Raw genomic sequence first — 12,175 nt, forward strand, 5'->3', positions numbered from 1 at the left:
CGCGCTCTGCGTGGGAACGCAGCCCGGGACGCTCCGCGTCCCTTCCAGAGCTGGAACGCAGAGCGTCCCTTGAGGCATTCCCACGCAGAGCGTGGGAACGATCAAGTAGAACGCGAGAGCGATCATAAAATAACTGCTTGACCAAGGAGAACGATCGTTCTACTGTTCGCCACATGAACGAAATCACCAGCAACGACACGACCCGAGACATCATTCTGGATGTCACCGAAAAGTTGATCTACAAAAGTGGCATCGCTGCCACCGGTATGGATCTTCTGGTGAAAACCGCCGGCGTTTCCAGAAAGAGTATCTACCGCTACTTCGCCAACAAGGAGGAGCTGACCGTCGCCGCCCTGCAACGACGAGACGTGCGCTGGATGCACTGGTACAGAAGCGCCGTCGATCAGGCCGAAACCCCGGCCGATCGTCTGCTCAACCTGTTTACCGTGCTCAAGGGCTGGTTCGCCTCGGAAGGTTTCCGGGGCTGTGCCTTCATCAACACCAGCGGTGAGACCGGCGATCCCGAGGATCCGGTTCGCCTGGTCGCCAAAGACCACAAACAGAAACTGCTCGACTACCTGTGCGAGCTGTGTACCGAACATGGTGCCGAGGATCCGCAACTGTTGGCCAAACAGCTGCTGATCCTGATTGACGGTGCCATTACCGTAGCGCTTGTGATGGGTGATCACAGTGCCGCCGATAATGCGCAATGCATGGCGCGAAAGTTATTGGACCTGTAACACCTTAATAAGCCTGACAAGTTGTTTAACTGTTAATAGATCGGGAGACAAACATGTCTACTGCAGCCGAAGTTCGTCCGCCATTGCCACCGTTCAACCGCGAATCGGCCATTGAAAAAGTTCGTCTGGCCGAGGATGGCTGGAACTCCCGCGACCCGGAGCGCGTGTCGCTGGCCTACACCCTGGACACCAAATGGCGCAACCGCGCCGAATTCGCCAACAACCGCGAAGAAGCCAAGGCTTTCCTGACCCGCAAATGGGCCAAGGAACTGGATTACCGCCTGATCAAGGAACTCTGGGCCTACTCCGACACCCGCATCGCCGTGCGCTACGCCTACGAGTGGCACGACGACTCGGGCAACTGGTTCCGTTCCTACGGCAACGAGAACTGGGAATTCGACGACAACGGCCTGATGTTCCAGCGTTACGCCTGCATCAACGACATGCCGATCAAGGAAAGCGAACGCAAATTCCACTGGCCGCTGGGCCGGCGCCCGGATGATCATCCGGGATTGTCCGAGCTGGGTCTGTAATTAAGTAGCCGATCCCTCCTGCACAGTATGCAGGAGGGATTTTCAGGCGAATTCGGCAGTCCGGGCCGATTGCGCTTTGGCCTCAAGTTCCCGCACCAGCGGCAACACCCGCTGACCGAAATACTCCACCTCTTCCTGAAAATGCAGGAACCCCGCCAATACCAGATCAACCCCCACCGCTTTCAACGCGACGATGCGCTCGGCAATCTGCTGCGGCGTACCGATCAGGTTGGTCTTGAAGCCGTCGTTGTACTGCACCAGATCTTCAAAGGTCGATTTGGCCCAGTTACCCTCACCTTCCGGCGACGCCCTGCCCGCCTGTTTCGCCGCATCACCGAACGCATTCACCGCTTCCGGGTCAGCCTGATCAATGATCTGCGCCAGCACCGTTTTGGCTTCTTCCTCGGTATCCCTGGCGATTACAAAAGCATTCACCCCGACTTTCACCGAATGATGATTCGCTGCCGCTTTGGCGCGAATGTCGTCGACCTGCGCCTTGATGCCCTCGACGCTGTTGCCGTTGGTGAAATACCAGTCCGATACCCGCGCGGCCATGTCACGTGCGGCACGGGAGCTGCCGCCCTGAAAGATTTCCGGGCGGCCCAGCGGTTTCGGTTTGAGGCTGTAATTGTCGAAGCGATAGAAATCGCCACGGAAGGTGAAGTTGTCCTGACTCCAGATCCCTCGCAATGAACGGATGAACTCTTCAGAACGACGATAGCGCTCGTCGTGCTCCAGCCAATGCTCGCCAATCGCCTGGAATTCGCCCTTGAACCAGCCGCTGACGATGTTCACCGCAATCCGGCCGTTGGTGAGTTGATCGATGGTCGCCAATTGTTTGGCCGCCAGCGCCGGTTGCCACGGGCCGGGCAAGATGGCGGCGATGACTTTGAGTTGGCTGGTGGCCGCGAGCAGCGCGTGGCTGAAGGCAACCGATTCATGCTGAAACTCGGCGCCGTAACCGGCGGTGAAGCGGATTTGCGTCAGGGCATATTCGAAACCCGCCGCCTCGGCCAATTGCGCCAGTTTGCGGTTGTAGTCGATGCCCCAATCGGTGCGTTGCTCGATCTTGCTGACCACCAGGCCACCGCTGACGTTCGGCACCCAGTAGGCAAATTTCACGGCTTGCTGACTCATTGGCGTGTCCTCGGGACAGTTGATGAAGTTGAGTAAGCCAGAGCAGCAAGCGTGCCAGCGGCGGGAGACCCGGTTTTATTGGTTTCTCCGGAAATCGGCATGCATGGTGAGAGGGTGAATTGTTGGGTGCGTGTTGGGTGGGCAACAGTTGAGCCGTCGCTGGTCGAGTCTTATGGGTCGCCGCAACATTCGGAAATGAGTAACATGACTGCCCTCCCCGCAGCCCAGCTCTGCGCCCTGCCGAAATAAGCCGATTCCATGCCTTTCGAACTCAGCGTTGACCTCACCACCCTGGCCGTTCTGGCCCTTGTCGCTTTCATTGCCGGATTCATCGACGCCATCGCCGGCGGTGGCGGTCTGTTGACCACGCCTGCGTTGCTCACCGCCGGCCTGCCGCCGCACCTGGTGCTGGGCACTAATAAACTGAGTTCGACCTTCGGTTCGGCCACCGCCAGTTTCACCTTCTACCGACGCAAGCTGTTTCACCCACGGCAGTGGATGCACGCCATCGTCGGCACGCTGGTCGGTGCGCTGACCGGCGCCGTCGTCGCCCATTACCTGCCCGCCGAGTGGCTGAACAAGATGCTGCCGGTGATCGTCTTCGCCTGTGGCCTGTACCTGTTGTTTGGCGGCACGCCGAAAGCGCCGCTGGACAGCGACGCACCGATCAAGAAGAAGTGGCAATCGACCCAGGGCTTCAGCCTCGGTTTCTACGACGGCGTAGCCGGCCCCGGCACTGGCGCGTTCTGGACGGTCAGCAGCCTGCTGCTGTACCCGATCGATCTGGTCAAGGCCAGCGGCGTGGCGCGCAGCATGAACTTCGTCAGCAACATTGCGGCGCTGTCGGTGTTCGTGTTTTCCGGGCAGGTGGACTGGATCATCGGCCTGAGCATGGGCCTGTCGGTGATGGTCGGCGCATTCTTCGGGGCGCGCACCGCGATCAGCGGCGGCGCCAAGTTCATTCGTCCGGTGTTCATCACCGTGGTGCTGGGGTTGACCGTGCGTCTAGCCTGGCAGCACTGGTTCAGCGTGGCCTAAGCGCCGCGCCACGTAGACGTCGATCAGGTAACGGGCAATCGATTTGGACGCCGGCAACGGCGGCAGATCGTGCACGTTGAACCACTGGGCGTCTTCGATCTCGTCTTCCTGGCAGACAATCTCGCCACCGGCGTATTCGGCATGGAAGCCGAGCATCATCGAGTGCGGGAACGGCCAGCACTGGCTGCCCATGTACTGAATGTTCTTCACCTCGATCTGCACTTCCTCGCGCACTTCGCGGATCAGGCAATCCTCGGCCGACTCACCCGGTTCAGCAAACCCGGCCAGCGTGCTGTAGACCCCGGTGACGAAACGCGGTGAGCGCGCCAGCAGCACTTCATCGCCACGGGTCACCAGCACGATCATGCTCGGCGAAATCCGCGGATAACTGCGCAGGTCGCACGGCTGGCAATACATCGCCCGCTCCCGTGGCACCTGGGTCATGGCCTGACCGCAATTGCCGCAGAAACGGTGTTCGCGCGCCCACGTCCCGATTTGCGCGGCATAACCCAGCACTTTGTAGATCGTGTGATCGCCATCGAGCATGAACGCCCGCAGGCCTTTCCAGTTGCAACCCGGCACCTCGCTGGTGCTGCGCAGTTCCAGCAGATACACCGGCTCGCCATCGAGATGACCGATACCGTGCTCGGCAAGGATCGACAAGTCCTGGCGCTTGAGCCATTCCCGCGGGAACAGCGCGCCGTTGTCATCGAACAGGAAACCCTCGGGGCTGCGCGCCACGGCCCAGCCGCCGGGTTGATCGGTGTCCAGTACTGCAGTGGTCCAGCGAGATGTCATGGTTTCTCAATCCAGAAATTCGGGTTTCTGTTTGCTCATATGGGCGGCCATGGCCACGCGCAAATCGTTGGATTGCAGCATGGCGGCGTTCCAGGTGGCAACGTACTCGAGACCGTCGTCGATGCGATGGTCGCGCATGTAGCTGATCATTTCCTTGGTGCCGGTGACCGCGATCGGCGACTTGCCGGCGATGTCCCGGGCAATGTCCATCACGCCTTCGATAAGGCTGTCCTTGTCGCTGTAGACGCGATTGACCAGACCGATGCTGCGCGCTTCTTCGGCGCCAAAGGTGCGACCGGTGTAAGCCAGCTCACGCAGCATGCCGTCACCGATGATCCGTGGCAACCGTTGCAAAGTGCCTACATCAGCCGCCATGCCGATATCGATTTCTTTAATAGAGAATTGCGCGTCTTCGGCGGCGTAGCGCATGTCGCAGGCGGCGATCAGATCGATGGCGCCGCCCAGGCAATACCCCTGGATCGCCGCGAGTACCGGTTTGCGGCAATTGTCGACCGCATTGAAGGATGCTTGCAGGGTCAGGATCTTCTTGCGCAGCAGGCGCGCATTGCGGCCAACGTCCTTGCCCAGCTCATTGGCCACGCCGGCCAGCATCATCAGGTCGATGCCCGAGGAAAAGTGTTTGCCGGCGCCGCTGAGCACCACCACCCGCACTTCGTCGGTGTCGTCGATCCACTGGAACACCTCGACGATTTCGCTCCAGAACGCGGCGTTCATCGAGTTGATCTTTTCCGGACGATTGATCTGCACATGGGCGATGTTGTCGGCCAGTTCGACGCTGAAGGCGGTGTATTGAGTCATGGCAGAAGTCCTTTACCGGGCTGAAAATGAGGCCCGAACTATAACAAGGCATCAGCACGGCGGTTCGGCCAAATGCGGGACTCTAGCCGTTCTTCACCGCGACGAAGGCGGCGGTCTCGTAAGGCACCGTCACCACTTCCCTGCCCCGCAACTGCGGCTCGCCGGCAATCAGTTGAGCAATCTGCTCGTCGATCTTCGCACGTTGTTGGTCACTCAACGCCGCAATGAAACTGGTGGAGCGCACCCGGTTGAAAATCACATCCTCCGGCGAGCCGGTATGGCCATGCTGAAAGTGCTGCGCCTGCAACGGCCCGAACGCCGGATGGGGAAAGGCCTTGCGCCATTCGCCGGTGTAGAAGCGCGGTGTGTCACCTTCCAGCGCATTGACGATGGCGTCCAGCTTGGGCACCCAGTCGATCCGGGTGTCGCGCAGGTTCCAGATCAGGCCCAGCTTGCCTCCCGGTTTGAGTACCCGGGCGATTTCATCCAGCGCTTCTGTGCTGGCAAACCAGTGAAAGGCCTGGGCGCAGACCACGGCATCCACCGAGGCGTCGGGCAGCGGCAAACCCGTTGCCGTACCGCTGACGGCCAGCACCTGCGGCCAGGCCAGCGACAGTTTTTCCAGCATCTGCGCCACCGGTTCCACGGCGATCACCTGGGCGCCGGTCGCCACCAGCCGTCCGGTGAACTTGCCGGTGCCGGCGCCGAGGTCGATAACGGTCTTGTGGCCATCGAGGCCAAGCGTGCCCGTCAGCCATTCACTGACGGCCGGCGGATAGTCGGGCCGGCCTTTGACGTAGGTGTCGGCAGCGGTTTTGTAGCCGCTGGCGGCCGCGTGGTGAACCTGATCTTTCATGGCCAAACTCCCATGGTAGAACTGCAGATCGACAACGAATGCTGACGAGCATAGCGCCGGAAAAAGGGCTTTCCTTTAACAAAGCCTGACAAAGCAATGAATAAATTTTCACCCTGCGGTGTTCAAAGTGAAACATGACCCCCTGTGGAGCCTTGCCCATGACTATCCGTTCCGTTATGTTCGCCGCCCCGTTGCTGGTGGCCGCGATGTTGTCCAGCCCTTTGGCCCTGGCCCACGGCGATGAAGACGAGCCGGTGCAGAAACCCAACTGCCCCAAAGGCCAGGTGTTCGACACCAAGACCCAGAAGTGCGTGATGCAGACCAGCCATCTGGTGCCCGACGCCGACCGGACCGACTACGCCTACCGTCTGGCCAAGGCCGGCCGTTATGAAGAAGCCCTGGCCCTGCTCGACACGCTGGAACAACCGAACACCGCCAAGGCCCTCAACTATCGCGGTTACGCCACGCGCAAACTGGGGCGCACCGACGAAGGCATCGGTTACTACCTGCAATCGGTCAAACTTGATCCGCAGTACGCGCAAGTCCGCGAATACCTGGGCGAAGCCTATGTGATCAAGGGCCGCGTCGATCTGGCGCAGGAGCAGTTGCAGCACATCCAGAAGATCTGCGGCACGACCTGCGAGGAATACCGGGACCTGGCCGAAGCCATCAACGATTCATCGAAAACCTGACACGACACGCGGAGGCGAACATTTTCAGCGATCAGGCCTTCAGAGCCGAACTCGGGCAACACCTGGCGCGCCTGTGGCGCTACGGCTTGCTGCTGTCGCGCAATCGGCACGTGGCCGAGGATCTGGTACAAGCCACCTGCGTGCGGGCGCTCGAGCGTTCGGGCCAGTACCTGGCCGGCACGCGCATGGATCGCTGGCTGCTGAGCATCCTGCATTCGATCTGGCTCAATGAAGTGCGCGCCCGCCGGGTGCGCCAGGGCCAGGGCGTGACGGACGCCGACAGCCAGCTGACGTTCGATGGCGAATACGCCGCGCAAACCCACGTCATGGCGGCACAGGTGATCCGCCGGGTCGATGCGCTGCCGGAAACCCAGCGCGAAACGGTTTATCTGGCCTACGTCGAGGGCCTGTCCTACCGCGAAGTCGCCGAGATCCTGCAAGTGCCGATCGGCACGGTCATGAGCCGGCTGGCCACCGCGCGCCTGAAACTGGCCGAATACCCGCCGCTGCAAGCGGTACCGAACAGCCCCGCAGGAGACCGGCAATGAATGCGCCTTCCGACGAGCAACTGGTGGCGTATCTGGACGATGAACTTGACCGCGAACAGCGCAGCCAACTCGACAGCCTCATCGCCGACGATCCGCTGCTGAGTTTGCGCGTGCAATGGCTGAGTCGCAGCAACCTGCCATTCAAGGCTGCCTACGACGAACTGGCCCAACAGGCGCCGCTCGGCCGTTTGCAGGCCCGGCTCGATGCCGCGCCGTCACCGCAGGAGCCCGGTTTGAGCCGGCGCTGGTTCATAGGCGCCGCAGCAGCGGGCGTGGCGCTCGCAGGTGTCGCGGCGGACCGCTTGTTCCTGGCCTGGCAAACGCAGCAATCGCACAACTGGCGCGAGCTGGTGGGCGATTACATGGCGCTGTATGTGCCGCAGACCCTCGAACATCTGCCCACCGACGAAGCCTCGCAACTGGCGCAGCTGCGAACCGTCGATGCGCGGCTGGGCGTGAGCCTGTCGCCGGCGAAACTGAAACTGCCGGGCGCACAGTTCAAACGCGCGCAATTGCTCGAGTATGACGGCGTGCCCATCGCCCAGATGACCTGGCTCGACGCCACCCACGGCCCGCTGGCGCTATGCGTCACGCGCACCAACAGCGGCAGCCAGCCGCTGGCCCATGAACGCCGGCACGGGATGAACGTGGTTTACTGGACCGAACGCGAACACGCCTGGATGCTGATCGGCCACCACCCGGCTTACGAGCTGGAGGAGATGGCGAAAATGTTTAAGACCCAGCTGAACGTTTAAAGAATTTTGTCACTATGCTGCTCGGGTGATTTTCCACGAAGGATGGATTTATGCCGATTTCTCCACGCACAGCCCTGCTGGTCATCGACGTGCAGAACGACTTCATTCCCGGCGGCCAGTTGGCCGTGCCCGAAGGTGACCTTATCGTTCCGCTGATCAACCGGCTCGCCGGGCAGTTCAAGCAAGTGGTCATTGCCCAGGACTGGCACCCGGCCGGGCATGCTTCGTTTGCTTCCAGCCATCCAGGCCGCCAGCCTTACGACGTGATTCAACTGCCGTACGGTGAGCAGACGCTGTGGCCGGATCATTGCATTCAGGGTTCACGCGGTGCCGAGTTTCACTCGGGACTCGATCTGCCCCACGCGCAGTTGGTCATCCGCAAGGGCTGCAACCCGGACATCGACAGCTATTCGGCGTTTCTGGAAGCGGATCGCGTCACGACCACGGGTCTGGCCGGTTATCTGAAGGAACGCGGGGTCGACACGGTGTACATGGTTGGCCTGGCGCTGGATTTCTGCGTGATGTTCTCCGCGCTGGATGCACGGGCGGCGGGGTTCAATGCGTTTGTGGTGCTGGATGCTTGCCGGGCGATTGATTTGAACGGCTCGCTGGCGTCGGCGATCGAGCGGATGCAGGTAGCTGGGGTTGGGTTGATCCAGTCCACTGAACTGCTTTGACCGACTTGCTGATCGTTCCCACGCTCCGCGTGGGAATGCATACGGTGACGCTCTGCGTCACAAAGGACGCGGAGCGTCCTGGGCGGCATTCCCACGCAGAGCGTGGGAACGATCAGCGCTCTGGGTGGGACCTCAGCGATCATCAGGTCGGGGTTGGCAGCCAAAGCCTGAAACGCGCCCCGCCCAATGGCGAACCCTCCACCGTCAACGTCCCGCCCTGCGCTTCCAGCGCCCGCCGGCTGATCGCCAGCCCCAGGCCAAACCCGCCGGTCGCCCGATCGCGACTGCGATCCAGTCGATAGAACGGCTCGAAAATCCGCTCCCGCTCGTCTTCCGGAATGCCGATGCCGTCATCATCGACCCAGATCTCGCAGCCCTTCGGGCAGACCTGCACGCCAATCTGAATGCGTTTTTCGCAGTAGCGCATGGCGTTGCGCAGCAGGTTCTGAATCGCCCGGGCCGTCAGGCGCGGGTCGAGGGAGAAGCGTTCCAGCTGATTGTGCAGCAGCACATCGATGACGATTTCCGGGGATTCCAGTTCTTCATCGACGCTGCCCAGAATGCTGTCGATGAACTCGTCCAGCGACACTTCGACCTGCTCCGGCAACTTCGCCGGATTCTGCAGGCGACTGTAGGACAGCAACTCCAGCACCAATTCATCCAGTTCGCGAATGTGCGCGACCAGCCCCTGCAGGCGTTCGCGGCTGGCTTGCGGCAAGTCATCGGACAGCGCCAGCGCCAGGCCGAAGTCCAGGCGGGTCAGCGGCGTGCGCAATTCGTGGGACACGGCGTTGAGCAGGTCCCGCTGCTGGTTGAGCAGGTTTTCGATATCGCCGGCCATGGTGTCGAACACATTGGCCAGACTGCCGATGTTGGAGCTTGCGCCAATCTGCGTGCGCTCGCTCAAATGGCCCTTGCCGAAACGTTCGGCCGTGCCCTTGAGGCGTTCCAGATCGCGCCAGTGCGGGCGAAACCAGAGCAACAGGCACGCCAGCAGACTGGCGCCGATCAGCACGTTGATGCTCCAGTACAGCAGGTTCACGTCCATCGGATCCGGCGGCACCACCATCTGCACCGCCATTTCGTCGTTGAGCGGCGTGACCGCCAGCGTGCGCCAGCCCCAGTCGCCCACCCGCACCATGTTCTCACCACGCCGCAGCCGCTCTTGCTCGATGGCGGTAAAGCCAGGGTCATCAATACGGGCGAGCACGATGTGCAGCGGTTGAAAATCCTTGTCCATCGATGCTGCCAGCGCTGGCCACTGATCCTGCGGCACCGCGCGAAACTGCTTGGTGATCAGCGATTGCAGGCCTCGGGAATAGTCGAGGTTGTAGGTGACGAATCGCTGCTTGAACGCCATCACCACCAGATCCGGCACCAGATAGATCGCCGCGCTGTAGGAGACGATCGTCACCAGATAGAGGCGAAACAGGATTCTGAACATCGAATCAGCATTCCCACTCGGAACGGCTGAACAGATAACCCTTGCCCCACACGGTCTTGATCTTGCGCGCCTCGCCGGCGTGGTCGTCGAACTTGCGCCGCAGCTTGGAGATCGCCACATCCACCGAGCGATCGGTGCCGTTGAATTCGATGCCGCGCAGACGTTGCAGGATCTGGTCGCGGCTCAGCACTTCGCCGGCATGACGGGCCAGCACCACCAGCAGGTTGTATTCGCCGCTGGACAGCTCGACCGGTTGCTCGCGCCAGGTCACCGTGCGTTCCGACAGGTCGATGCACAGATTGCCCATCAGGATCCGGTCGTTGGCGGTCATCGGCTCGCCGAGGCTGCTGCGCCGCAGTAAAGTCCGGACCCGCGCCAGCAGGACGCGCGGCTCACAGGGTTTGGTGACGTAATCGTCGGCGCCCATTTCCAGGCCCAACACCTGATCGTGGCTGTCGTCGCGGGCGGTGAGCATCAGGATCGGCAGCGTGGCCGAATCGGCACGCAACAGGCGACAGACCTGCAAACCGTCGAGGCCCGGCAGCATCAGGTCGAGAATCACCAGATCCGGCGGATTGAGCCGCGCCCGTTCGCGCACATGGTCGCCACGGCAGATCACGCTGACGGAGTAACCGTTGCGTTCGAGGTAACTGGAGATCAGTTCGGCGAGGGCGGTGTCGTCTTCGACCAGAAGAATGTTGGGCATTGAGGTGATCCAGAAATACAGTGGCGACCCATCGTCCGCTATCGCGAGCAGGCTCGCTCCCACATTTGGAATGCAATCCCTTGTGGGAGCGAGCCTGCTCGCGGTGCTTTATCTGTCGCAATAAATATCAAGGCGTAAAGGATATACGCCCTCACTCGTCCCGGAGCAAAACCCTTACACAATTTCACACAGCGCCTACAAAGCTTCACCGCTACCCTCGGCGACTGTCCGTAGGATGCGCAGATCAATATTGGGGGTTGTACATGTCGAAGAATCTGCTGGCCGGGCTCGGCCTGATCGCATTGGCGCTGACGCTGAGTGCCTGTGATAAATCCTCGAACGCCGAGGAACAGGCGCCGCCGGCCACCGTGCGGATCGAAACCCTTGAGGCGCGCCCCCTGTCGATCAGCAGCGAACTCAGCGGGCGGATTGCCGCGCCGCGCATTGCCGAAGTCCGCGCCCGGGTCGCCGGCGTCGTGCTGCAACGCACCTACCGCGAAGGCAGCGACGTGAAAAAGGGCGATGTTTTGTTCCGCATCGATCCGGCACCGTTCAAGGCTGACCTCGATAGCGCCGAAGCCGCCCTGCGCAAGGCCGAGGCCAACGCGTTCCAGGCAAAACTGCAGGAACAGCGCTACGCCCAGTTGATCGACGACAAGGCCATCAGCGCACAGGATTACGACAACGCCCGCGCCAATGCCCGGCAGACTGCCGCCGACGTGGCCGCCAACAAGGCTGCCGTCGAGCGCGCGAAGTTGAACCTTGGTTACGCCACCGTCACCGCGCCGATTTCCGGCCGCGTTGGTCGCGCGCTGGTGACCGAAGGCGCACTGGTGGGCCAGAACGAAACCACGCCCATGGCGCTGATCCAGCAACTGAACCCGATCCACGCCGACCTCACCCAGTCGACCCGCGAACTCAACGAACTGCGCCGGGCATTCCGGTCCGGCCAGTTGCAGCAGGTCGGCCAGGATCAGGTCAAGGCCACGCTGATCCAGGACGACGGCAGCCTTTATCCGCTGCCAGGCAAATTGCTGTTCAGTGACATCACCGTCGATCCGGGCACCGGCCAGATCATCCTGCGCAGCGAGTTTCCCAACCCGGATCTCGATCTGCTGCCCGGCAGCTATGTTCGCGTGCGCCTGGAACAAGGCGTGATCCAGCACGGCCTTACCGTGCCGCAACGCGCGGTGCAGCGCGACAGCGCCGGTGTGGCCCAAGTGCTGACCATCGACGATCAGATGCGCGTCGCCCAGCAGCCGGTTCAGCTTGGTGCCGTGCAGAACGACCGCTGGATCGTCACCGGCGGCCTGAAGGCCGGCGACCGCATTGTCATCGAAGGCCTGCAACACGCCCGTCCGGGCGAAGTGGTGCAGGTCGACGACACCCCTCTTCCACTTGCCCAGACCTCTGGTCAGTAAGCAGGACGCTC

Annotated in this window: 14 protein-coding genes; 8 read left to right on the plus strand and 6 right to left on the minus strand. The window is 61.6% G+C overall.

Annotated elements, in window-relative coordinates; genetic code table 11:
* The first annotated feature begins 173 nt into the window (after window positions 1-173).
* On the plus strand, window positions 174-740 hold the full coding sequence (locus ABFB52_RS15580) for a TetR family transcriptional regulator (protein WP_007951264.1): 567 nt from the start codon (window positions 174-176) through the stop codon (window positions 738-740).
* Window positions 741-793: 53 nt separating this feature from the next.
* Window positions 794-1,273, plus strand: coding sequence for a nuclear transport factor 2 family protein (locus ABFB52_RS15585; RefSeq protein ID WP_085745578.1), 480 nt, complete (start codon window positions 794-796; stop codon window positions 1,271-1,273).
* A 42-nt stretch (window positions 1,274-1,315) separates the two neighbouring features.
* Here the strand turns inward: ABFB52_RS15585 and sfnG are convergent, their stop codons facing one another.
* On the minus strand, window positions 1,316-2,410 hold the full coding sequence (gene sfnG / locus ABFB52_RS15590; RefSeq protein ID WP_129972942.1) for a dimethylsulfone monooxygenase SfnG: 1,095 nt from the start codon (window positions 2,408-2,410) through the stop codon (window positions 1,316-1,318).
* 258 nt (window positions 2,411-2,668) lie between these two features.
* On the opposite strand from sfnG, the gene ABFB52_RS15595 reads away from it, so the two are divergent.
* Window positions 2,669-3,448: a TSUP family transporter gene (locus tag ABFB52_RS15595; protein ID WP_007951261.1), complete on the plus strand. Its 780-nt coding sequence runs from the start codon at window positions 2,669-2,671 to the stop codon at window positions 3,446-3,448.
* On the opposite strand, the gene nudC is transcribed toward ABFB52_RS15595, so the two are convergent.
* The 3 genes from nudC to ABFB52_RS15610 all read right to left on the minus strand — a co-directional run bounded on the left by nudC (window position 3,416) and on the right by ABFB52_RS15610 (window position 5,921).
* Window positions 3,416-4,246 (minus strand): NAD(+) diphosphatase, encoded by an 831-nt coding sequence (nudC, locus tag ABFB52_RS15600; RefSeq protein ID WP_039768669.1) that lies wholly within the window; start codon window positions 4,244-4,246, stop codon window positions 3,416-3,418. The genes ABFB52_RS15595 and nudC overlap by 33 nt on opposite strands.
* Window positions 4,247-4,252: 6 nt before the next feature.
* A complete protein-coding gene (locus tag ABFB52_RS15605) occupies window positions 4,253-5,065 on the minus strand; it encodes a crotonase/enoyl-CoA hydratase family protein (protein WP_085745575.1) in 813 nt (270 codons plus the stop codon).
* Window positions 5,066-5,147: 82 nt separating this feature from the next.
* The gene (locus ABFB52_RS15610) at window positions 5,148-5,921 is read right to left on the minus strand and encodes a class I SAM-dependent methyltransferase (protein ID WP_129972943.1); all 774 of its coding nucleotides are present in this window, start codon (window positions 5,919-5,921) and stop codon (window positions 5,148-5,150) included.
* 158 nt (window positions 5,922-6,079) lie between these two features.
* Between ABFB52_RS15610 and ABFB52_RS15615 the strand changes: the two genes are divergently transcribed.
* From ABFB52_RS15615 to pncA, 4 genes are all read left to right on the plus strand, one after another.
* The gene (locus tag ABFB52_RS15615; RefSeq protein ID WP_011334294.1) at window positions 6,080-6,613 is read left to right on the plus strand and encodes a tetratricopeptide repeat protein; all 534 of its coding nucleotides are present in this window, start codon (window positions 6,080-6,082) and stop codon (window positions 6,611-6,613) included.
* 89 nt (window positions 6,614-6,702) lie between these two features.
* Window positions 6,703-7,161, plus strand: a complete 459-nt coding sequence (locus tag ABFB52_RS15620) for a sigma-70 family RNA polymerase sigma factor (protein WP_240871912.1) — start codon at window positions 6,703-6,705, stop codon at window positions 7,159-7,161.
* Entirely contained in the window at window positions 7,158-7,916 is a 759-nt protein-coding gene (locus tag ABFB52_RS15625) for a twin-arginine translocation signal domain-containing protein (protein ID WP_129972945.1), read from the plus strand. The genes ABFB52_RS15620 and ABFB52_RS15625 overlap by 4 nt, the downstream gene beginning before the upstream one ends.
* 50 nt (window positions 7,917-7,966) lie before the next feature.
* Window positions 7,967-8,593: a bifunctional nicotinamidase/pyrazinamidase gene (pncA, locus tag ABFB52_RS15630; RefSeq protein WP_102688062.1), complete on the plus strand. Its 627-nt coding sequence runs from the start codon at window positions 7,967-7,969 to the stop codon at window positions 8,591-8,593.
* A 142-nt stretch (window positions 8,594-8,735) separates the two neighbouring features.
* Here the strand turns inward: pncA and ABFB52_RS15635 are convergent, their stop codons facing one another.
* A complete protein-coding gene (locus tag ABFB52_RS15635; protein WP_085745569.1) occupies window positions 8,736-10,037 on the minus strand; it encodes an ATP-binding protein in 1,302 nt (433 codons plus the stop codon).
* Between the two features lie 4 nt (window positions 10,038-10,041).
* Window positions 10,042-10,743: a response regulator transcription factor gene (locus ABFB52_RS15640; RefSeq protein WP_129972946.1), complete on the minus strand. Its 702-nt coding sequence runs from the start codon at window positions 10,741-10,743 to the stop codon at window positions 10,042-10,044.
* A gap of 263 nt (window positions 10,744-11,006) precedes the next feature.
* Between ABFB52_RS15640 and ABFB52_RS15645 the strand changes: the two genes are divergently transcribed.
* A complete protein-coding gene (locus tag ABFB52_RS15645) occupies window positions 11,007-12,164 on the plus strand; it encodes an efflux RND transporter periplasmic adaptor subunit (RefSeq protein ID WP_129972947.1) in 1,158 nt (385 codons plus the stop codon).
* Window positions 12,165-12,175: the final 11 nt, after the last annotated feature.

Source organism: Pseudomonas sp. 9.2(2024), from assembly GCF_039695385.1.
GTDB lineage: Bacteria > Pseudomonadota > Gammaproteobacteria > Pseudomonadales > Pseudomonadaceae > Aquipseudomonas > Aquipseudomonas paraglycinae.

Excerpts from the sequence above, each read along its gene's own strand:
- ABFB52_RS15610 (WP_129972943.1), bottom strand. The coding sequence starts at position 5,921 with ATGAAAGATCAGGTTCACCACGCGGCCGCCAGCGGCTACAAAACCGCT.
- ABFB52_RS15625 (WP_129972945.1), top strand. The coding sequence starts at position 7,158 with ATGAATGCGCCTTCCGACGAGCAACTGGTGGCGTATCTGGACGATGAA.
- ABFB52_RS15640 (WP_129972946.1), bottom strand. The coding sequence starts at position 10,743 with ATGCCCAACATTCTTCTGGTCGAAGACGACACCGCCCTCGCCGAACTG.
- ABFB52_RS15585 (WP_085745578.1), top strand. The coding sequence starts at position 794 with ATGTCTACTGCAGCCGAAGTTCGTCCGCCATTGCCACCGTTCAACCGC.
- ABFB52_RS15635 (WP_085745569.1), bottom strand. The coding sequence starts at position 10,037 with ATGTTCAGAATCCTGTTTCGCCTCTATCTGGTGACGATCGTCTCCTAC.
- ABFB52_RS15580 (WP_007951264.1), top strand. The coding sequence starts at position 174 with ATGAACGAAATCACCAGCAACGACACGACCCGAGACATCATTCTGGAT.
- sfnG (WP_129972942.1), bottom strand. The coding sequence starts at position 2,410 with ATGAGTCAGCAAGCCGTGAAATTTGCCTACTGGGTGCCGAACGTCAGC.
- nudC (WP_039768669.1), bottom strand. The coding sequence starts at position 4,246 with ATGACATCTCGCTGGACCACTGCAGTACTGGACACCGATCAACCCGGC.
- ABFB52_RS15605 (WP_085745575.1), bottom strand. The coding sequence starts at position 5,065 with ATGACTCAATACACCGCCTTCAGCGTCGAACTGGCCGACAACATCGCC.
- ABFB52_RS15645 (WP_129972947.1), top strand. The coding sequence starts at position 11,007 with ATGTCGAAGAATCTGCTGGCCGGGCTCGGCCTGATCGCATTGGCGCTG.
- pncA (WP_102688062.1), top strand. The coding sequence starts at position 7,967 with ATGCCGATTTCTCCACGCACAGCCCTGCTGGTCATCGACGTGCAGAAC.
- ABFB52_RS15615 (WP_011334294.1), top strand. The coding sequence starts at position 6,080 with ATGACTATCCGTTCCGTTATGTTCGCCGCCCCGTTGCTGGTGGCCGCG.
- ABFB52_RS15595 (WP_007951261.1), top strand. The coding sequence starts at position 2,669 with ATGCCTTTCGAACTCAGCGTTGACCTCACCACCCTGGCCGTTCTGGCC.